The organism is Variovorax sp. H27-G14 (assembly GCF_046156345.1).
In the GTDB taxonomy this organism is placed as follows: Bacteria; Pseudomonadota; Gammaproteobacteria; order Burkholderiales; family Burkholderiaceae_C; genus Variovorax.
The window spans coordinates 111,907-132,011 of sequence record NZ_JAYLVN010000019.1 but is presented as its reverse complement, the minus strand read 5'-3'; the positions used below and the strand labels follow the sequence as shown (position 1 = coordinate 132,011).

Here is a 20,105-nt window from a genome sequence, read left to right as displayed (position 1 = left end):
AGACGCGCATCCGCAACATGCTGGAGGTTCGCCTGCTTTATCAGAAGCTGGCGCAGCACAACCAGCTGCTGGAGCGCACGGTGCAGGAACGCACGGCCGAGCTGCGCGCCAGCGAAGAGCGTTTTCGACGCCTGACCGAGCTCGCCTCGGACTGGTACTGGGAACAGAACGAGCTTGGCGAACTGACCACGGTCTATGGCCCCGCGATGGAGACGCTGGGCATCGGCCTGCGCGCGGCGGCCGGTGACGCGCCGGCGAGTGCCCAGGCCAGTGCGCAGGCGGGCTGGAACGAGGTGGAGCGAACGGCGCTGCAACAGCTGATCGAAGCGCGCCGGCCCTTCCTCGACTTTGTCTTCAGCCGAACCGCCCCGGACGGTGCGCGCCAGCACTTTCGGGTCAGCGGCGAGCCGATGTTCAGCCCGGCCAGCCGCTTCATGGGCTACCGGGGCATCGGCGTGGAGTTCGAGCTCAAGGCCCCGGCAGCCGCCGCCGTAGCCGGCACGGGCAACTGACAATGTCTTCCCTCCACCATCCGAGCCAGAACCACCTGCTGGGACTGCTGACGAAGGACGCGTTCGAGCCCTTCGCCTCGGCCCTGGAGCTGGTTCAGCTCAAGCTCGGCGATGTGCTCTACGAATCTGGCGGCCAGCTGCAGCATGTGTACTTTCCCACCACGGCCATCGTGTCGCTGCACTACGTCACGCAGGCCGGTGATTCGACCGAGACTGCGGGCGTCGGCAACGAAGGACTGGTCGGCATCTCCCTTTTCATGGGGGGCGACACCACGCCCAGCTCGGCGGTCGTGCAGACCGCCGGCCATGCCTACCGGCTGGAGCGCCACCTGATGAAGCGGCAGTTCGACTGCGACGGCACGGTGAAGGCGCTGTTCCTGCGCTACACGCAGGCGCTGATTGCACAGACTGCGCAAACGGCTGTGTGCAACCGGCACCACTCGCTGCACCAACAGCTGTGCCGCTGGCTCCTGTTGACCGTCGACCGCATCCCGTCGGGCGAACTGGTCATGACACAGGAACTGATCGCCAGCATGCTGGGCGTGCGCCGTGAAGGTGTGACGGAAGCCGCCGGCAACCTGCAGCGATCGGGCTTCATACGCTATCGCCGCGGCCACATCGAGGTGCTGGACCGGCACGGCCTGGAGACGCAGACCTGCGAGTGCTATGGCGTGGTGCGCAGCGAGCTGGTTCGCCTGTTGCCGCCAAACCTTGCGCTCACGTAGCGCAGCAACACGTCACAACCGGGGCCGGTCATGTCATCACCGCAAGATCGACATGCACCGCACTCACGCCCGGCGCGGCCCAGGCGGCGGCAACAGCCTGGTCGCGCTCCGACCACGACGACACACTGCCGCTGAGGCTCACCTCGCTGCCCTTGGTGGTGACCGTGATGCGGCGGGCGTCCAGGTCCGCATGACGGCGGAATGCGTTCTCGATCTCGGTCGTGACATCGGTCCAGGTGGCCGACGGCTTGATGACGATGGCATTGGTGAGCGACACCACCCCCATGAGGTAGCGCACGCACTCAGCCGCCGCATGCTTCTGAAACGCCCAATCGACGGTACCTTCCAGCGAGACCCAGCCGTTCTTCACGATCACCTTGATCTTGTCCTCGGGCACTTCGAAGTGCCACTTCAAGGCGTTGACGGCCGCGCTGGCAATGTCCAGGTCGCTGCGCCCCTGCGTCCCCATGGGCTCCACCACGATATCGTTGGCCAGGCCTTTGACGCCGTAGACGCCTTTGGTCGACTCCTCGGCGGCCGACTTCTCGGCGTAGTGGCTCACCTGGCCGGTGAGCGCGACGATGCCGTCCTTGGCCGAAACGCCGATGTGCGCCGCATCGACCCGGGGCCACCACTTGAGTTGGGCCAGCACGTTGTTCTGAAGTTGCAAGTCTGTGATCATGGTTGTTGCTCGGTGTGAGGTTGGGAACAGGCAAGCTTGGCGCGTCAGTCGGCCTTCATGGGTGTGGCCATTGCCGCATGGGTCGAGAAATAGCGCCTTGCCAGGGCAACGAGCTCGTTCGGGGTCGGATGGTCCAGCGTCTGCCAGTCGACGATCTGCTTTGCCACGTTGGGGCGGTGCTTTTCGACGTAGTGGCGAAAGTCGGCCTGCACCGTGTGCGAACCCGCAACAAGCACCTGCGCGATGCCGACCAGCGCGTCGCAAACGTCGCTGAAAAACTCATGCTCGCTGCGCACCTTGCTGCCGTGCTGGCGTGTGTAATGCACGTGCGACTTGACCTGCTTTTCCAGCACCTGCGTGGCGTCGAACTGCAGGATCTGGGCGCTGTGATGGTCGGCCCAGACGACGGCGTGAAACAGTGACATGAAAATACCCTCGGATGTGCGATGCGGGGTTGCACCGGCGGATTGAACAGGACAAGCTCTTGCCCTGCACGGTGCGCGCAACTGCTGCAAGCGTCCGTGCGTTGCCCCACCAAGCCGTTCAAGGCAGCGCTCTGTGCGCTACCGCACAGAGCGGACGCAGGGAAATCGGTAGATTGGTTTTCCGGCCAGTTGCGGGACACTTGCGCTGGTCAAGCGCGTCTATCACTGCGGAGCCAAGCGTTGCCCTCTACCCTTGCCCCCAAGAAAAACCACCTGCTCGCGTCGCTGCCGGATGCCGAATGGCAGCGCTGGCGGCCTCAGCTCGAAGAAGCCGACCTGCCATTGGGCAAAGTGCTCTATGAACCCGGCAAAACGATGAGCCACGTCTACTTTCCGACGACGGCCATCGTTTCTTTGCTCTATGTCATGGAGGACGGGGCCTCCGCCGAGATTGCCGTGGTGGGCAACGAGGGCATCGTGGGCATCTCGCTTTTCATGGGCGGCGGCTCCACCCCGAGCCGGGCCGTGGTCCAGAGCGCGGGTCACGGCTACAGGCTGCCCTCGGACGCGATCAAGGACGAGTTCAACCAGCCTCCGGTGCTGCACCTGCTGTTGCGCTACACGCAGGCGCTGATCACGCAGATGGCGCAAACCGCTGTTTGCAACCGACACCACTCGCTCGACCAGCAGCTATGCCGCTGGCTGCTGCTGAGCCTGGACCGCCTGCAAGGCGACGAGCTGGTGATGACGCAGGAGCTCATCTCCAACATGCTGGGCGTCAGGCGCGAGGGCGTGACCGAAGGTGCGCTCAAGCTGCAGAAGGCCGGGTTGATCCGCTATGCGAGAGGCCGCATCTCGGTGCTCGACCGCCCCGGACTGGAAAAGCGTTCTTGCGAGTGCTATGAGGTGGTCAAGAAGGAGTACGACCGGCTACTTCCGGGCGGCGTCTCGAAGTAGTTTCATACGCTTGCAGAGCCCCGGCGCGGTGGCGCTGCGTTGCATGCCCCGTTTGCACGACGTCGACAGACCAGCGCCTGCCTGGCGCGCACAGTTGCTGTGAAGACCACGCCACCATTGCAGGCGCCCGCACGTCCTCACCACCCCCCATCCCGCGACCGAATTTCATTCGCCTCAAGAAGACTTCACCCTGCTCGACGCCTGGTGGCGCGCCGCCAACTACCTGGCGGTGGGGCAGATCTACCTCATGGGCAACCCGCTGCTGCGCGAGCCGCTGCAGTTGGCGCACATCGAGCCGCGCCTGCTGGGCCACTGTGGCACCACGCCGGGCCTGAATTTCATCTACGCGCACATGAACCGCGCCATCAAGGTGCGCGACCTCGACGCGATCTTCATTGCCGGGCCGGGCCATGGCGGCCCGGGCGTAGTGGCCGGCACGTACCTCGAAGGCACCTACAGCGAGGTGTATCCGCACATCTCGCGCGACGCCCAAGGCCTGAAGCGCCTGTTCACGCAGTTCTCGTTTCCGGGCGGCATTCCCAGCCACGTGTCGCCGGAAACGCCGGGTTCCATTCATGAAGGCGGCGAGCTCGGCTGCTCGCTGCTGCACGCGCACGGCGCGGTGTTCGACAACCCCGCCCTGCTGGCCTGCTGCGTCATCGGCGATGGCGAGGTCGAAACCGGTGCGCTGGCGGCCAGCTGGCATTCGAACAAGTTCCTCAACCCGTCGAGCGGCGGCGTGGTGCGGCTGCTGCAGCCACCGCTGGCCGATGCTGGTGCTGCGCTCGCCCAAGGGCTGGACCGGGCCGAAGACGGTGGACGGCGTGCCCATTGAAGGCACACATCGCGCGCACAAGGTGCCGCTGACAGGCTTTGCCGACCAGCCGCGCTCATCGCCCTGCATGCCGTAAATTGCAGACTGGCGCTGGAAGCAGCATTGACGCACTGAAGGCTGGCCGGCACCGGCCAGCAGGTCGCTCATGCGCAGACTTCGCTTTCTGACCAATCGCTACCGGGGGCCCTCCACCAACATGGCGCTGGGCCTGCTGTTGGCCTTCAATGCGGCCGCCATCAACGCGGGTGGCTTCCTGGTGCTGCACATGTACACGTCGCACATGACCGGTTTTGCCTCGCAGCTGGCGGACGGCACAGTGCTGGGGAATGCCACCTTGCTGCTTAATGCGCTGGGTGCCGCCATCCTGGCGTTCGTGAGCGGCGCCGCCGCCTGCGCCGTGCTGGTCAACTGGCTCCGGCGGGCGGGCACAGCCCCGGCGCCGGTTTGCCATGACCGCGGGCGGCTGCGCAGGTCGGGCGGGCTGCTGTGCATGTTCGTGCTGGGCGGGGCGGTGGTGCGCTGGGTTTCAAGTACGTGGCCTTCGTCTGCGTCGTGCCTTTTGCGGCGCTGCTTTTGGCGCTGTCGATTCCGCCGCTTCGTCGCGACGTGCCGCGCTTCAAGTTGCGTGCACAGCGGCTGCCATGGGACCGCCATGCCGTTGCCGATGCGCAGGCCCCGCGAAGCCTGGACTGACACGTCCACCGCGCGTCGGCCAGTCGGCTGAGGCGCCTCGGTCCAACTGCGTGGTTCGGTCTGTGCGCCAGCGCATCGACGCACGCCTCGCGCGACGCATACCGTGCAGTCAATGAAACACCCGCCACCCACCCTGCTGCCTTCGGGCCAACGCGCAGCCTCCCCAGCGCAACGCCGGCAAGGCGCTAAGCGAGCGCGCCACCTCAGGTGGCTGTGCGTGGTGATGCTCATGTGGAGCGCTGCCCTCGACCTCGCGAGCAGCGCACCAGTGACCACGGTCTCTGCCGCCGAGGTCGAGCTGATTGGACCGGCCGATTCACCAGAACTGGCAGGCGCGGCGACCATGGGCGCTGAATTTGAACGCGACGTATCGCCGCGCCTGCGCGTTCCCCAGGACGAGACCGTCGCCTACGCAGTGCGTTTGCAGGCCGCGCTGCTGGCCGCCACTACCCCAACGAACACGGCGCCGGGATTGGCACCGCAAGCGCAACAGGTCATCGTGCTGATCGACCGAAACCCGCACGTGCAGGCCGCGCTGCTGTACCTCGGGTCGCCGGCAAGCGGCTGGCAATTCGTCGGGGCCACGCCGGTGTCCACTGGGTTGCCCGGCCGGTATGAGCACTTCACGACCCCGCTGGGCGTGTTCGACCACGCGATGGCCAACCCCGACTTTCGCGCTGAAGGAACCAAGAACAAGCTGGGTTTCAGGGGCTACGGCGCCAAGGGCATGCGGATCTACGACTTCGGCTGGATCGACGCGCCGCGCGGCTGGGGCAAGGGCGCCATGGGCGTGATGCGGCTGCAGATGCACGCCACCGATCCGGCACTGGCGGAACCGAAGCTGGGCACCGCGCAGTCCGAAGGCTGCGTGCGCATACCGTCGTCGTTGAACGAATTCATCGACCGCAACGGCCTGCTCGACGCCGACTACGAGAAATCGGCCTCCGAGGGCGCGCACCTGTGGGTGCTGCGGCGCGACCGCACACCGACCGCCTGGCCGGGCCGCTCCATGGTGGTGGTCGACTCGGGCCGCACCGAGCGGCCCGAATGGTCGCCGCTGCCGGCAAAACACTGAGCGGCGTTCGCACCTTGCAAACCGTCGCCGTCATCCTGTTCCTGTTGCTCGCCGTGGTGCTGAGCGACTTTCTTGCGCGGCTGCTGCCGTTCGGTGTCCCGCGCCCGGTGATACAGATTGCGCTGGGCTCGGTGATGGGCCTGTCGAGCCAGCTGGTCGTGTCGCTCGATCCGCAGGTCTTTTTTCTGCTGTTTCTGCCGCCTCTGCTGTTTCTGGATGGGTGGCGCATTCCGCCAGAAGAACTGTTCAAGGACAAGGGCACCGTGGTGCAGCTTGCGCTGGGCCTGGTCGTGTTCACGGTGCTGGGCATGGGCGTGTTGATTCACGCGTTGATTCCGGCCATGCCGCTGCCGGTGGCCTTTGCGCTGGCCGCCGTGCTGTCGCCGACCGACCCGATCGCGGTGTCGGGCGTTGTGCAGCGGGTGCCGATGCCGCGGCGGATGATGCACATCCTCGAAGGCGAATCGCTTCTCAACGATGCCTCCGGGCTGGTCTGCTTTCGCTTTGCGGTGGCGGCCATGGTGACCGGCAGCTTCTCGCTGCTCGCGGCCCTGCTCGACTTCACCTGGGTCGCCACCGGCGGCATCGCGGTCGGCGCAGGGCTGACCGGCGTACTGACCTGGCTGAAGAACCTGGTTCCCAGGCGGCTGGGCGAAGACAGCGGCCTGCAGATTCTCATCAGCCTGCTGATTCCCTTCGGTTGCTATCTGCTGGCCGAGGAACTGCACTGCTCGGGCATTCTGGCCGCCGTGGCCGCAGGCCTGACGATGAGCTTCGTCGAAAGCTCGGGCAAGGCGCTGGCGGTCACGCGGATTCGGCGCAACACCTTCTGGGACGTGATTCAGTTCACCGCCAGCGGCATCATCTTCGTGCTCCTTGGCGAGCAGTTGCACGGCATCGTGGCGGGCGCCTCGACCACGGTGCGGCTCACCGGCCACACGCAGCCGGCATGGTTGGCGGTCTACGTGGTTGCGATCACGCTGGGGCTGGCAGCCTTGCGCTTTGCCTGGGTCATGGTCTCGCTGAGGCTGCGCCCGCTCCACGCGCGTGCCGCGGCAGGCGTGCCGGCGGGCACGGCGGGAACAGCGGGAACAGCGGCCCGGCCAGGCTGGCGCATCGTGGCGGTGATGTCGCTGGCCGGCGTGCGCGGGGCCGTCACGCTCGCCGGCGTACTGAGCCTGCCGCTGACGCTGCCCGGCGGGGCGCCGTTCCCCGCGCGCGACCTGGCGATTCTGCTGTCCATGGGCGTGATCACGCTTTCGCTCGCCGCGGCGAGCATCGGTATGCCGCTGTTGCTCAAGGGGCTGCTCGTGCCGGCCGATCCCGCGCGCGAAGCCGAGGAGGCGGCTGCACGAACGGGAGCGGCACACGCAGCCATTGCCGAGATCGAGCGCCTGGAGCGGCGGCGCTCGGCCTCCGTGCCGGAAGTCGACATCGTCATGGCTGCCGCGGCCCGCGTGATGAACATCTACCGGGCCCGCATAGAAAGCAGGTCAGGCAACCAGGAGGCCATTGCACTGGCGCGGCGCGGCGAGGCCATCGAACGCGAGATGCGCCTGGCAGGGCTGCAGGCCGAGCGCGCCGCCATCTTTCGCGAACTGCGCGCACGCAGACTGGGCAGCGAAACAGCGCGCAAGCTCATCCGCGAGCTGGACTTGATCGAGGCCAGATATTCCAGCTAGTGGGGCTGCGCATGCCGCTACGGCAACACCACGGCACGAGCACAGCAGCACCCGGAAGCGTCCGGCGCTCTGCTCGGCCCGCCACGGCGCGGTTGAGCCCCATCGCATGCAGGGGTCGATTGCGGCTTCAGTCCCAATAGGCGGCGCGGCTGTAGGCGTCGTGCAGCCGCTGCTCGTAGTCGCGCAGCACGGGCATGTCTTCCTGGTACTGTGGGCTGTCCTTGACCTCCTGGCGCGTGAGCGCGACGGCCACCGAGCCCGTGGCCCAGTCGATGCCGTCGATCCAGTGGGTGGGCACCAGCACCTTGCGCCCGCCTGGCCACCAGTTGCGGGTGTCGATCACCAGATAGCGAATGGCCCACGACGCATCGTCGAAGATGAAATCCTTGATGTGGCCGATGCTGCCGTCGCTTGCCTCCACGTTGTAGCCGCTCACCTTGGTGCTGCTGCGCAGGTGCACGTCCGCCGCTTGGCGGTCGCGCTCGCGCAGTGCTCTGGCGGCTTCGGTTTCCGCGGCGCTGGGCAGGTAGCTAGGCAGCATCGGGTAGCCCCCCATGCCCCACATGCCGCCGCCGTCCCAGTACTCGGGGTAGGCGTAGTAGCCCAGGTAGTCGCGCTCGTGCTGGCGCGAGACCGGCTGGTGGGTGTCGATGTCGGGGCTCTTCTTCACCTGCTGGCGGGTGAGCGACACGTCGATGTTCTTTTCAGCGCCCAGCGGCTGCTTCACTGCGTAGGGAGAGATCAGCACCTTGCGGTCCTCGAGCCAAGACCCGGCATCTACCACCAGATAGCGGATCACCCAGGACCGGTCGTCGAAGAAGGCGGACTTCACATGCCCGATGAGGCCGTCCGTGGCGGTGACCGTGGCGCCGTGAAAGTGATGCAGCGTATTCAACATGATCGGTGTCCTTGAAAAAAATGAAGGTGGAGGCCCGCCGCGACCGCGCGCCGTAAGGGGCGTATGGGCCGTTCACTGCGCGCTGAAATCGAGCACCACCCTGGACGGCACATCGCCGCGCAGCAGCCGCTCGAACACGCTGTTGATGGCCGACAGGGGCTGCAGCTCTATGTCGGCCTTGACCTTGCCTTCTGCCGCGAAGCCCAGCGCCTCCGCCATGTCCTGTCGGTTGCCGACGAAGGAGCCGCGAATGGTGATGCAGTTGGCCACCACGTCGAACAGCGGGGTCGGAAACTCGCCCGGCGGCAGCCCGACCAGCACGCAGGTACCGCGCTTGCGCGTCATGCCCACGCCTTGCTTGAACGCCGCGAGCGAAGGCGCGGTGATGAGCACGCCATGGGCGCCGCCGTCGGTCGCCTGCCTGACGGCCGCCACCGGGTCGCCCGCCTTGGCATTGACGATGGCTTCGGCCCCGAGGCGCTTCGCATGCGCGAGCTTGCCGTCGTCGATGTCGACCGCGCACACACGCAGGCCCATCGCGCGGCCGTACTGCACCGCCAGGTGCCCCAGCCCGCCGATGCCGGACACGACGACCCACTGCCCGGGTCGCGCGCACGTCTCCTTCAACCCCTTGTAGCTCGTGACGCCTGCGCAGATGAGCGGCGCGGCCTCGATGGCCGACAGGCCCGCGGGCACATGCGCCACGTAGTTGGGGTCGGCCACGATGTACTCGGCAAAACCGCCGTTCTTGGTGTAGCCGCCGAACTGCGCCTTGGCGCACACGGTTTCCCAGGCCGACAGGCAGTACTCGCAATGGCCACATGCCGAATACAGCCAGGGCACGCCCACGCGGTCGCCCTCCTTCACCGCTGTAACGCCAGCGCCCAGCGCCACCACGCGCCCGATGCCCTCGTGGCCTGGAATGAAAGGCAGCGAGGGCCTTGCCGGCCAGTCGCCGTGGGCTGCGTGCAGGTCGGTGTGGCACACGCCGCAGGCCTCGGTCTTCACCAGGATCTGGCCTGGCCCGGGCGTGGGAATGTCGATCTGCTGAACAACCAATGGCTGGCCGAACTGCTCGACGACGGCGGCTTGCATCTTGCGTGACATGGGGTGGTTCTCCTGGGGATGAATGGGTTGCAATGGGCGGCTGGCGCGCTTCGGTCTTCAGGCGGCAGCCGGCAGGCCCAGGCTTTTCACGGCCTCGGTCATCTTCACCAGCACGGCCTGGGCATCGCCGTAGACCATGTGGCAGTTGCCGCCGTAGAACAGCGCATTGGGGATGCCTGCATAGCCCTTGCCTTCGCCACGCTTGACCACGAAGACCTGCTTTGCCCGGTCGGCATCGAGGATCGGCATGCCGAATATCGGCGACGACTTGTCGTTGCGTGCGGCCGGGTTCACCACGTCGTTGGCGCCGATGACCAGTGCCACGTCGGTGTCGGCGAAGGCGTCGTTGATGTCTTCCAGCTGAAAGATCTGGTCATAAGGCACGCCGGCCTCGGCCAGCAGCACGTCCATCTGTCCGGGCATGCGCCCGGCGACCGGATGCACCGCGAAGCGCACGCTGACGCCGCCGGCCTGCAGCAGCTCCACCAGTTCGTAAAGCTTCTGCTGCCCCTGCGCCACCGCCAAGCCGTACCCCGGCACCACGATGACGGAGCGCGCATAGCGCATCGCGATGCCGGCGTCGCCGGGCGACATGGGCTTCAGTTCGCCCTTGATCGCGCTCTTTCTTCGTTTGGACACGGTGCCGAAATTGGTAAACACCACGTTGCCGACCGAGCGGTTCATGGCCCGGGCCATGAGCAGCGTGAGCAGCAAGCCGGCTGCGCCGACCACCATGCCCGCGATCATCAGGGCCGGGTTGCGCAACACGTAGCCTTCCAGCGCCACTGCAAGCCCGGTGAAGGCGTTGTAGATCGAGATCACGACCGGCATGTCGGCGCCGCCGATGGGCAGCGTCATGAGCACGCCGACGACCAGCGCGCAGCCGAAGAAGATGCCGATCAGCACGGGCAGGCTCAACGGCGCGCTTGCCAACACAAGGGCCACCAGAACGATGTAAACGCCCAGCGCCAGCGTGAGCAGCATCACCAGGCCGTTGAGCACCTGCTGGCCTTTCAGCCGAAGCGGCCGCTGGATCACGCCGTCAAGCTTGGCCCAGGCCACCACGGAGCCCGACAGCGACACGGCGCCGATCAGCGCACCGGCAAGCGTCGCGGCCAGCGCGGTGGCACCTTGTGCCTTGCCGCCGAGCAGTTCCACGGCCGCAATGGCGGCCGCCGCGCCGCCGCCCATGCCGTTGTAGAGAGCCACCATCTGCGGCATCGCGGTCATTGCGACCGTGCGGCCGCTCCACCAAGCCACACCACCGCCCAGTCCCAGAGCCAAAGCCGCCAAGCCGATGTTGACCCACAGGTGCGGTCGTGCCGCCGCGCTTACATCGAAGGCATACAGAAAGCTCGCGAGCACCGCCACCGCCATTCCCACGCCGGCCAGCCGGATGCCCGAGGGCGCGGTGACCGGCGACGACATGCGCAGCAGGCCGAAAAGAAAAAGAAAGGCGGCCACCAGGCCGGCAAGGCCGTTGGCCAGGGATGGAAGACTTGCAAGCATGTCGTGCCTCAGTGCTTCCTGGCGTGCAACGCCTTCACTGCGCCACGCTTCCTGCCGGCCGCCTTGTGGGTGCTCGCCTGGAACATGGCCAGCATGCGGTCGGTGACGGCATAGCCGCCGGCTGCATTGCCCGCGCCCAGCAGCACCGCCAGGAAGCCGATCGCCTGCTGCTGAACGGTACTCGCATCGAGCAGCGCATACAGTCCGCCGACCACCACGATGCCGTGCACGAAGTTGGAGCCCGACATCAGCGGCGTGTGCAGGATGGCCGGCACGCGGGCGATGATCACCCAGCCGGCAAAGCCCGCAAGCACGAAGATGTAGAGCGCGACGAATCCGCCGAGCTGGAGTGGGGAGTTCATGGCGTTGGCGCCGCAATGGCGACGGGTGTGGAGTTGGGGGAGGAGGTAGCGGTGGCGGTAGCGGGGATCTGCGCCACGGCGGCCTGGCCGTCCATGCGCTTGCCGTTGTGCGTGAGCACCGTCTGCGCGAGCACTTCGTCGCTCCAGTCGATCGTGACGATGTTGTCCTTGAGCATCAGCGCGAGCAGGTTGAACTGGTTTCTTGCATACAGCTCGCTCGCGTCCTTGCACACCAGGGAGGGCACGTTGAGCGGCGCGACGATGGTCACGAAGCCCACTTTCACCGCCTCGCCCGACCGGCTGTCCGCGCAGTTGCCGCCGCCCTCGGCGGACAGATCGACGATGACGGCGCCCGCCTTCATGCCCGCCACCTGCGCATGACTGATCAGCTTGGGCGAGGGCTTGCCGGGAATGGCAGCCGTGGTGATGACAAGGTCCGCCTGCTGGAGATGCCGGGTGAGCACAGCATCGACCTTCGTTGTCTCCTCGGCGCTCAGTGCACGTGCGTAGCCGCCCTTGCCGCGAGCGTCCACCCCGGTCTTGACGAAGGTGGCGCCCAGGGACAGCGCCTGCTCCTCTGTTTCAGGACGAACGTCATAACCCTCGACCACAGCTCCAAGCCGGTGCGCCGTGGCAATGGCTTCCAGCCCGGCAACACCAAGGCCCATCACCAGCACCTTGGCAGGCCCGATGGCGCCTGCGGCAGTAGTGACCTTCGGCAGGATGCGCGCCAGATGCGTGGAGCCAAGTTGCACCGCGTAGTACCCCGCCAATGCCGATTGGCTCGATAGGGCATCCATTGCCTGTGCCCGCGTGATGCGAGGCACGCGCTCCATCGCGAAACAGGTGATCTTTCTGTCGAGCAGGCGCGCGAGCAGCGCGGGCTGTTTGTTAACGTAGACGAAGCACACGAGCATCGCGCCCTCTTTCATCGCGTCGATCACTTCCAGCGCGGGGGGCTGCACGGCCAGCACCACGTCGGCATCGCGCACCATGGCCAGGCGGTCGGCCATCACCACCACCTGCTCGAACGCGGCATCGGCAAGGTGGATCGTCTCCCCCGCGCCGGCCTGCATGTGGAGCCTTGCACCGAGCTTGACCAGCTTCGCAACAACCGAAGGCACCAGCGCCACGCGCCGCTCGTGCGCCTGCGTTTCGCGCAGGACCGCCACATTCACGTACATGGCGGCGCCTCAGCCGGGTGCGTCGAGTGTGACGGTGCGAACCAGCTTCTTGTTCACGAACTGCTGGATGCCCATGTCGCCCAGTTCGCGGCCGTATCCTGAGTCCTTGATGCCGCCGAAGGGAAGCTCGGCATCGGACCAGTCGATGTTGTTGATGAACACCATGCCGGTCTCGATGCGGCTGGCCACGCGCTTGCCGCGCGCGACGTCCTTGGTGAAGACGGAACCGCCCAGGCCGAAGTCGGAGTCGTTGGCCAGTGCAATCGCCTCTTCCTCGCTCTTTACCCTGAAGAACAGCGCCACCGGGCCGAAGAACTCCTCCCGGTAGGCCGGGTTGTCCGGCTCGATGTCGGTCAGGATCGTGGGCTGCATGAACGCCCCCGGGCGGTCGATTCGCTTGCCGCCCATCACCACCCTGGCGCCATGGGCCACGGCCGCGTCGACCTGCTTCAACAGCCCGAGCAGGGCCGACTCGGTGGACAGCGGGCCCAACGTGGTCTTTTCGTCCAGCGGGTCGCCTGCCTCCAGCGCGCCCAGCGCGGCCTGGAACTTCTCGATGAACTGGTCAGCGAGCTTGTCGGCCACGATGAACCGCTTGGCAGCACAGCAAGTCTGGCCGGTGTTGTAAATGCGGCCCCACACCGCCCATTTGACGGTGCGCTCCAAGTCGGCGTCGTCCAGCACGATGAACGCATCGCTGCCGCCCAGCTCCATCGACGAGACCTTGAGGTTGCGCCCGGCGCGGGCGGCCACGCTCCTGCCGGCCTCCACGCTGCCGGTCAGCGCCACACCCTTGATGCGGGGGTCGTCGATCACGCGCTCGGCCTGCGCATGCGAGATCAGCAGGTTGGTGTAGAGGCCGGCGGGGGCGCCGGCCTCGGTCCAGAGCTGCTCGAACGCCATGGCGCACTGCGGAACGATGCCTGCATGCTTGACCATCAGCACGTTGCCCGCCATCAGGTGCGGTCCTGCGATGCGCGCCAGCTGGTAGTACGGAAAGTTCCAGGGTTCGACGCAGAAGATCACGCCGATGGGGCTGCTCTCCATGTGGGCCTCGCCGTGGGTCGGATGGAGCTTCTGCGGTGCAAGGAAGCGCTCAGCGTTCTTGGCGTAGTAGTCGAGGATGCGCGCGCTGAATGCGACCTCGCCCTGGGCCTCGCTGGTGCGCTTGCCCATCTCCAGCGTCATGGTGCGCGCAAGCTCTTGCGCATGTTTTTGCATGAGCACCCCCACCTTGGCGACGACCACCGCGCGTTCCGCGTAGCTCTTGTGGCGCCATGTCTCGTAGCAGGTGGTGGCGACCGCGACGGCTTTTTCGAGCTGCCTGTCGTTGAGTTCGTCGAAGATCTTCAGGGTCTTGCCGTCGAAGGGGTTCACGCTTTGGTAGGACATGGTGCTTTCGGGTGGTGTTGTGCGGGCTGGCAGAGCGGTTCACGGCGGGGCGGGAAGGACCGCACCGGTTGAAGTCATCCTGCGCGCCGAAAAAATGGGCGTCCGTTCGTTGCCGCACCCAGGCACTGCGTGGTGATGGAAAGCTCTGCACGGCGGCCGTGCATGGGACTGTGTTTGTCAGCGAACAGACGGCCTGCCCCGGCAAGGCGATGCTCGTAGTTCAATGGGAAAACGCAGCTACCCCGACCAGCCCCGGGTCTACATCGACATGGACGGCGTGATGGCCGATTTCGGTGCCGAATGCGTCAGGCGCGCCACTACGCCGGACGCATTGAAGCGATGCCCCGGCGCCTACCGGGCCCTGCGCCCCCTTGCCGGCGCAACAGACGCCATCGCCAAACTTCAGGCCCTGGGCACCGAGGTTTTCGTGCTCACGAAAATTCCCGCGTCGAACCCGTGTGCCGCCACCGAGAAGCTGCTGTGGATACGCGATCACTTTCCGAGCCTCGACGACCGGGTGATCATCACGCCCGACAAGGGCTGCGTCGGCGAGGCGCGCGACGTGCTGCTCGACGATCACCCGGAGTGGGCCAATGCGGATCGCTTTCGCGGCACGACCGTCTACTTCACGGGCGACTGGACCACAGCGATGCTTCACGTGTTGGCCGCACTCGCACGGGCTGACAACGACGCAAGTTCGTACGTTGTCGTACCGACTTGTCGCCGCTGAAGATCTCCAATGTCTTTGACTGATCGTTGGCGTACGCCGTACCCGCCCGGTTGAAAGAAAAAACCACCATGCGACAAGACAAACTCACCACCAAATTTCAGGAAGCACTGGGCGACGCCCAGTCGCTCGCGCTGGGCAACGACAACGCCTACATCGAACCGGCCCACCTGCTGGTCGCGATGCTGCGCCAGGACGACGGACCGCGCGCCCTGCTGGAGCGTGCCGGCGTCAACGTGCCGGGGCTGCTGCAGGCCGCGGATGGCGCCATCAAGAAGCTGCCCCAGGTGCAGGGCCACGACATCGTGCAGGTCGGCCCCGAGCTGAGCAAGCTGCTGCAGGCCACCGAGAAAGAGTCGATCAAGCGCAATGACCAGTTCATTGCCGGCGAGCTCTTTCTGCTCGCGCTGGCCGACAGCAAGGCCGACATCGGCAGGCTCGCCAAGGAAAACGGCTTGAGCCGCAAGTCGCTCGAGTCGGCCATCGACGCGGTGCGCGGCGGCCAGGGCGTGAACAGTGCGGATGCAGAAGGTCAGCGCGAATCCCTCAAGAAATACTGCATGGACCTGACCGAGCGCGCCCGCCAGGGCAAGCTCGACCCGGTCATTGGCCGCGACGAGGAAATTCGCCGCGCCATCCAGGTGCTGCAGCGCCGCACCAAGAACAACCCCGTGCTCATCGGCGAACCCGGCGTGGGCAAGACCGCCATCGTCGAAGGCCTGGCACAGCGCATCGTTTCTGGCGAAGTGCCCGAGTCGCTCAAGGGCAAGCGGGTGCTGTCGCTGGACATGGCCGCGCTGCTCGCGGGCGCCAAGTTCCGCGGCGAGTTCGAGGAACGCCTGAAGACCGTGCTGAACGAGCTCGCCAAGGACGAAGGCCAGACCATCGTCTTCATCGACGAGCTGCACACCATGGTGGGCGCAGGCAAGGCCGAAGGCGCCATGGACGCGGGCAACATGCTCAAGCCGGCGCTGGCACGCGGCGAGCTGCACTGCGTGGGCGCCACCACGCTGGACGAGTACCGCAAGTACATCGAGAAAGATGCCGCGCTGGAGCGCCGCTTTCAAAAGATCATCGTGGGCGAGCCCAGCGTGGAGGCCACCGTGGCCATCCTGCGCGGCCTGAAAGAAAAGTACGAGGTGCACCACGGCGTGGACATCACCGACCCGGCCATCGTGGCCGCGGCCGAGCTGTCTGACCGCTACATCACCGACCGCTTTTTGCCCGACAAGGCCATCGACCTGATCGACGAGGCCGCGGCCAAGATCAAGATCGAGATGGACTCCAAGCCCGAGGTCATGGACCGGCTCGACCGCCGCCTGATTCAGCTGCAGATCGAGCTGGAAGCGGTGCGCCGCGAGAAGGACGAAGCCTCGCAGAAGCGCTTTGGCCTGATCGAGGTCGAAATTGCCAAGCTGCAGAAGGAAATTGCCGACTACGACGAGATCTGGCAGGCCGAAAAGGCGCAGGCCCAGGGCAGCGCCAAGGTGCGCGAGGAAATCGACAAAATCAAGTTCCAGATTGCCGAGTTCACCACCAAGGGCGACTTCAACAAGGTGGCCGAGCTGCAGTACGGCCAGCTGCCGGCGCTCGAAAAGCGCCTGAAGGAAGCGCAGGACGCCGAGGCCTCCAAGGGCAAGTCGAGCGCGCCCACGCTGCTGCGCACGCAAGTGGGCGCCGAGGAAATTGCCGAGGTCGTGGCGCGTGCCACCGGCATTCCGGTGGCCAAGCTGATGCAGGGCGAGCGAGACAAGCTGCTGGTGATGGAAGACAAGCTGCACGAGCGCGTGGTCGGCCAGAACGAGGCCATTGGCGCGGTCGCCAACGCCATTCGCCGCTCGCGCTCCGGCCTGTCGGACCCCGGCCGCCCGACCGGTTCGTTTCTGTTCCTGGGCCCCACGGGCGTGGGCAAGACCGAGCTGTGCAAGGCGCTCGCGGGCTTTTTGTTCGACAGCGAAGACCACCTGATTCGCATCGACATGAGCGAGTTCATGGAGAAGCATTCGGTGGCCCGCCTGATCGGCGCGCCGCCGGGCTACGTGGGCTATGAAGAGGGCGGCTACCTCACCGAGGCCGTGCGCCGCAAGCCCTACAGCGTGGTGCTGCTCGACGAGGTCGAAAAAGCCCACCCCGACGTGTTCAATGTGCTGCTGCAGGTGCTGGACGACGGGCGCCTCACCGACGGCCAGGGCCGCACCGTGGACTTCAAGAACACCGTGATCGTGATGACGAGCAACATCGGCTCGCCCATCATCCAGGCCATGGTGGGCAAGCCTTCGGAAGAGATCAAGGAGGCGGTGTGGGACGAGCTGAAGAACTACTTCCGCCCCGAGTTCCTGAACCGCATCGACGAGACCGTCGTGTTCCACGCGCTGGACGCGAAGAACATCGAATCGATTGCCGCAATCCAGCTGAAGGTGCTGACCGCGCGCCTCGCCAAGATGGACCTGGGCCTGCAGGTGTCGCCTGCGGCGCTGGCCGAGATCGCCAAGGTCGGCTTCGACCCGGTGTTCGGTGCGCGGCCGTTGAAGCGCGCAATTCAGCAGCGCATCGAGAACCCGCTGTCGAAGTTGTTGCTGGACGGCAGCTTCGGGCCGAAGGACACGATTGCGGTCGATTGCGATCCGATTCGGGCACCAGGCCGTTTCACAATCACCAAACCCCCCGGCAGACCCGCCAGCCATGGCGCTCCGGCGACCGGGGCCGATATGGTTCTTACCGATGAGGTTATGTGATGCCCCACGAACTGTTGAAACGGCTCTGCAGCGCCCTGCTCCCTGAAAAGATCGAGGGGCAAGTAGACATCGACAAGCTGACGGTGCTGCGCAAGGCGGGGCTGATCGAGGTCGACATCCCCCAGTCCCAGCCAGAGCGCGGACGTCATTGCTACCCCGGCAATGCCATCGTCATGCGCGTCACGCCAAAGGGCCGTGCGGCCGCGACACAGGAAACGCCGGGTTTGCCGTGCTCCACCAGCCCCGCCGCTAAACGTCCGAGCGTTCCTTCGCCGTTTCTCTGACCGCCGGGCGATTCGTGTACCGGAGGATCACCCGCCCGCCCGACTTGTGCAGGCGATCGGTCGCCGTGCGTCCGCGCCTGTGGCTGCGCGGCGCCAGGCGGCATCGAACAGACCGCACACATGTGCAGGTGTCCCTTGGGCGCCAATGGCCTGCAGCACCGCCATGCCCATGACCCCGCCTGCGTCCCCGGCCTAGCACGAGGCGGTGATCACGCAAAAAAGAGCGCCACGGAATGGGCGCTCTCGGGCGACTGGACCGTGCGGGGTCTAAGCCGAATGCCTGGAAGCCTCGATGCGCAACGGTGCGCGCCTGGCCCTGCCGCGCTGGATGGCGCGTTGATCCTGTCGGTCGACTGCGCGGGAGCTTGGTGCTCCAGCGCTGGCGGCGGCGCCACAAGGCGGTTGCAGCGCTGCGCAGCTAGTCGCCGCACATACGCGTTGATGACGTCGATCGGCGAGCAGAAGGACGCAGCCCTGCTGCAGGGCGCCCGCTCGTCGCCGCTCGCATGTATCGGCCAGCGCGCCGTCTCGGCTGCGCAGCAGGCGCTCGGTTTGCTGCGCTTCATCGGCTAGCTCGCGGCGGCTGCGGCGAGGCTCTTGAGGCACGCCGGGGCGCATTCACTGGCGCAGCATGCTGCGCAATATCCAGATTGACGGGTTCGACGCACTGCCGATCATCGGGCTGACCTCGTTCCTCCTGGGCGCGGTAGTGGCCTACCAAGGCGCAGACCAGCTGCGGCGCTACGGTGCAACGTTCTCGTAGTCGACCTGGTCGGCTACGCAATGCTGCGCGACTTCGCGCAGCTGTCCACCTGCAAGGCGGACGATGTGCTCCTCCGCGTTGTGGGGAGTTCCATCAACCCGGTGGACTGCATGGTTCGCGAGGGCAAGCATGCAGGGCATGCTCACGATCCCGCTGCCTTTGATTCCAGGGTGGGATGTGTCCGGCGTGGTGCACGCCGTCGGCGCGCAGGCATAGCATTTCGAGGTGAGCGATGCGGTGTATTCGCGACCCCCACATTGCTCGCAGTGGCACGTATGCCGAGTTCCTCGCCTTGAGCCAAAAAGAGGTGGCGCTCAAGCCGGACACGGTGTCGCATATCCATGCGGATGCGATGAACACGCACCGTCGCAACGAGAGAGGTAGATTAGGAGTTCGCGGCTCTTCAGTTTGTGCGGTGCGGCACGTGTCTAGAACCCAGCACGGCTGGGCTGCCGCCGGTTTCGAGGATACCAACTGGGCTTTTTGAGCTTTCTCGAGCTGTATCGGGCTAACGCAGCCGAATTTCAAGTGACGTCGAGTCGCGTTGCAGGATCAAGCGATGCAGTCGACGGCATTGGCGCAGGCTTGTTCTCGCGTTCTGTACACCTTCCTGACCGTGCGCTCACTCTTTAAGGAGTCGAAGAAGCTATCCGTAGCCGAGTTTCCCCAGACCTCGCCGGCGCGCGGCTCATGCTGTATGCGGTGCCTTGCACCTTGAGCAGGCCCTGGAATTGCTCACCGTTGTATAGGCTTCCTTGGTCCAAGTGATGGCGCAACGCGAGCGGTTTGCCGCAGCGCCGAACGGCCATGATCAACGCGCTCTCCACGAACTCGAAGTTCTGCTCTCATGCATCGGCAAGCCGACTATTCGGCGCGAGTACAGGTCACGCACTACTGCCGCATACAGCGGGCCCTCAGCCGTTTAGATGAAGGTCCAGTCAGCCACCCACTTCTGATTGAGCGCATCGGAATGGAGCTGACGCTTCGGCACGTTGGCCGCGATGGCGATTCGCGCACCACGTTCCTGCGGCAACCCACGCAGCGCGACGGTCCCACTGGCGCGACTGCGCCCGAGCGCGCCGAGTCGTGGGCATGCCAGCGCAGCTTGGTCGCAGCCTCGCTGCATGTTCACAGGGGCGCTCGCCAGCGAACTACCGACACATCAAGAAATATGGTGCTTCTGGTTGGCATCGCGGCAGTCGCCTCCTATGTTCGCCTCCGCACAGACAATGCTCATCCCGTGGACCATGCTCTAAACGAAGCAGCGCGCCGCGCTGACACGGGTTCCGCTTCAAGGCGTATTCATGGACATCCAATTGTTGCTGCGGCTCGACCGCATGGCACCGCCGCGTCTTCTGACGCTGCAGGCGGATTTTGCCGCGGCAAAGCGGCTGCTAGACGAAGGACTTATCGAAGCCTCGCACCAGATGCGGTCCACCAAGTCGGGCATCGGCTTGCACACGATGCTGGTGCGGGTCATCACCGCAAAGGGACAGTTGGCCGTCGCACAAGAAAAGGCCCGTCCCCACACCACACGAAACATCACCTGAATACCTAA

18 protein-coding genes and 3 pseudogenes are annotated in these 20,105 nt (G+C 65.8%); 13 read left to right on the top strand and 8 right to left on the bottom strand.

All coding sequences use genetic code 11. The features are described from left to right. Together VLK31_RS29985 and VLK31_RS29980 are read left to right on the top strand one after the other, a co-directional pair. Nucleotides 1–512 (top strand): annotated as a pseudogene (locus VLK31_RS29985) (hypothetical protein); the annotation flags it as partial. Between the two features lie 2 nt (nt 513–514). Then, nucleotides 515–1,237, top strand: a complete 723-nt coding sequence (locus VLK31_RS29980) for a Crp/Fnr family transcriptional regulator (RefSeq protein WP_409172120.1) — start codon at nt 515–517, stop codon at nt 1,235–1,237. Between the two features lie 28 nt (nt 1,238–1,265). On the opposite strand, the gene VLK31_RS29975 is transcribed toward VLK31_RS29980, so the two are convergent. Together VLK31_RS29975 and VLK31_RS29970 are read right to left on the bottom strand one after the other, a co-directional pair. Next, nucleotides 1,266–1,919 carry a BON domain-containing protein gene (locus VLK31_RS29975; protein WP_409172119.1) on the bottom strand — a complete coding sequence of 218 codons (654 nt, stop codon included), beginning with the start codon at nt 1,917–1,919 and terminating at the stop codon, nt 1,266–1,268. 44 nt (nt 1,920–1,963) lie between these two features. Further along, a complete protein-coding gene (locus VLK31_RS29970; RefSeq protein ID WP_409172118.1) occupies nt 1,964–2,344 on the bottom strand; it encodes a hypothetical protein in 381 nt (126 codons plus the stop codon). Between the two features lie 240 nt (nt 2,345–2,584). Between VLK31_RS29970 and VLK31_RS29965 the strand changes: the two genes are divergently transcribed. From VLK31_RS29965 to VLK31_RS29945, 5 genes and pseudogenes are all read left to right on the top strand, one after another. Then, the gene (locus VLK31_RS29965) at nt 2,585–3,301 is read left to right on the top strand and encodes a Crp/Fnr family transcriptional regulator (protein WP_409172117.1); all 717 of its coding nucleotides are present in this window, start codon (nt 2,585–2,587) and stop codon (nt 3,299–3,301) included. Between the two features lie 190 nt (nt 3,302–3,491). Next, nucleotides 3,492–4,188, top strand: a pseudogene (locus VLK31_RS29960) (hypothetical protein); the annotation flags it as partial. A 93-nt stretch (nt 4,189–4,281) separates the two neighbouring features. Continuing rightward, nucleotides 4,282–4,829, top strand: a pseudogene (locus tag VLK31_RS29955) (DUF1275 family protein). A gap of 223 nt (nt 4,830–5,052) precedes the next feature. Next, the gene (locus VLK31_RS29950) at nt 5,053–5,904 is read left to right on the top strand and encodes a L,D-transpeptidase (protein ID WP_409172127.1); all 852 of its coding nucleotides are present in this window, start codon (nt 5,053–5,055) and stop codon (nt 5,902–5,904) included. Between the two features lie 14 nt (nt 5,905–5,918). Continuing rightward, nucleotides 5,919–7,586 (top strand): Na+/H+ antiporter, encoded by a 1,668-nt coding sequence (locus VLK31_RS29945; RefSeq protein WP_409172116.1) that lies wholly within the window; start codon nt 5,919–5,921, stop codon nt 7,584–7,586. 127 nt (nt 7,587–7,713) lie between these two features. Here VLK31_RS29945 and VLK31_RS29940 read toward each other — a convergent pair whose 3' ends face one another. From VLK31_RS29940 to VLK31_RS29915, 6 genes are all read right to left on the bottom strand, one after another. Beyond that, nucleotides 7,714–8,484, bottom strand: a complete 771-nt coding sequence (locus tag VLK31_RS29940) for a PRC-barrel domain-containing protein (protein ID WP_409172115.1) — start codon at nt 8,482–8,484, stop codon at nt 7,714–7,716. Nucleotides 8,485–8,556: 72 nt separating this feature from the next. Next, the gene (locus VLK31_RS29935; protein WP_409172114.1) at nt 8,557–9,591 is read right to left on the bottom strand and encodes a zinc-dependent alcohol dehydrogenase; all 1,035 of its coding nucleotides are present in this window, start codon (nt 9,589–9,591) and stop codon (nt 8,557–8,559) included. A 57-nt stretch (nt 9,592–9,648) separates the two neighbouring features. Then, nucleotides 9,649–11,100, bottom strand: a complete 1,452-nt coding sequence (locus tag VLK31_RS29930; RefSeq protein WP_409172113.1) for an NAD(P)(+) transhydrogenase (Re/Si-specific) subunit beta — start codon at nt 11,098–11,100, stop codon at nt 9,649–9,651. A gap of 8 nt (nt 11,101–11,108) precedes the next feature. Next, on the bottom strand, nt 11,109–11,462 hold the full coding sequence (locus VLK31_RS29925) for an NAD(P) transhydrogenase subunit alpha (RefSeq protein ID WP_409172112.1): 354 nt from the start codon (nt 11,460–11,462) through the stop codon (nt 11,109–11,111). Next, the gene (locus VLK31_RS29920; protein ID WP_409172111.1) at nt 11,459–12,646 is read right to left on the bottom strand and encodes an NAD(P) transhydrogenase subunit alpha; all 1,188 of its coding nucleotides are present in this window, start codon (nt 12,644–12,646) and stop codon (nt 11,459–11,461) included. The genes VLK31_RS29925 and VLK31_RS29920 overlap by 4 nt, the downstream gene beginning before the upstream one ends. A gap of 9 nt (nt 12,647–12,655) precedes the next feature. Next, entirely contained in the window at nt 12,656–14,038 is a 1,383-nt protein-coding gene (locus VLK31_RS29915) for an NAD-dependent succinate-semialdehyde dehydrogenase (RefSeq protein ID WP_409172110.1), read from the bottom strand. Between the two features lie 223 nt (nt 14,039–14,261). On the opposite strand from VLK31_RS29915, the gene VLK31_RS29910 reads away from it, so the two are divergent. The 6 genes from VLK31_RS29910 (at nt 14,262) to VLK31_RS29885 (ending at nt 20,097) form a co-directional block, all read left to right on the top strand. Continuing rightward, nucleotides 14,262–14,768, top strand: a complete 507-nt coding sequence (locus VLK31_RS29910; RefSeq protein ID WP_409172109.1) for a 5' nucleotidase, NT5C type — start codon at nt 14,262–14,264, stop codon at nt 14,766–14,768. Between the two features lie 68 nt (nt 14,769–14,836). Beyond that, the gene (clpB, locus tag VLK31_RS29905) at nt 14,837–17,500 is read left to right on the top strand and encodes an ATP-dependent chaperone ClpB (RefSeq protein WP_409172108.1); all 2,664 of its coding nucleotides are present in this window, start codon (nt 14,837–14,839) and stop codon (nt 17,498–17,500) included. Further along, complete coding sequence (locus VLK31_RS29900) at nt 17,500–17,784, top strand: hypothetical protein (RefSeq protein ID WP_409172107.1); 285 nt, start codon at nt 17,500–17,502, stop codon at nt 17,782–17,784. Before clpB ends, VLK31_RS29900 begins: the two co-directional genes overlap by 1 nt. 438 nt (nt 17,785–18,222) lie before the next feature. After that, nucleotides 18,223–18,357 carry a hypothetical protein gene (locus tag VLK31_RS29895; RefSeq protein WP_409172106.1) on the top strand — a complete coding sequence of 45 codons (135 nt, stop codon included), beginning with the start codon at nt 18,223–18,225 and terminating at the stop codon, nt 18,355–18,357. A gap of 58 nt (nt 18,358–18,415) precedes the next feature. Further along, nucleotides 18,416–18,547 carry an ABC transporter permease gene (locus VLK31_RS29890; protein ID WP_409172105.1) on the top strand — a complete coding sequence of 44 codons (132 nt, stop codon included), beginning with the start codon at nt 18,416–18,418 and terminating at the stop codon, nt 18,545–18,547. 1,304 nt (nt 18,548–19,851) lie between these two features. Next, nucleotides 19,852–20,097 carry a hypothetical protein gene (locus VLK31_RS29885; RefSeq protein WP_409172104.1) on the top strand — a complete coding sequence of 82 codons (246 nt, stop codon included), beginning with the start codon at nt 19,852–19,854 and terminating at the stop codon, nt 20,095–20,097. Nucleotides 20,098–20,105 lie beyond the last annotated feature (8 nt).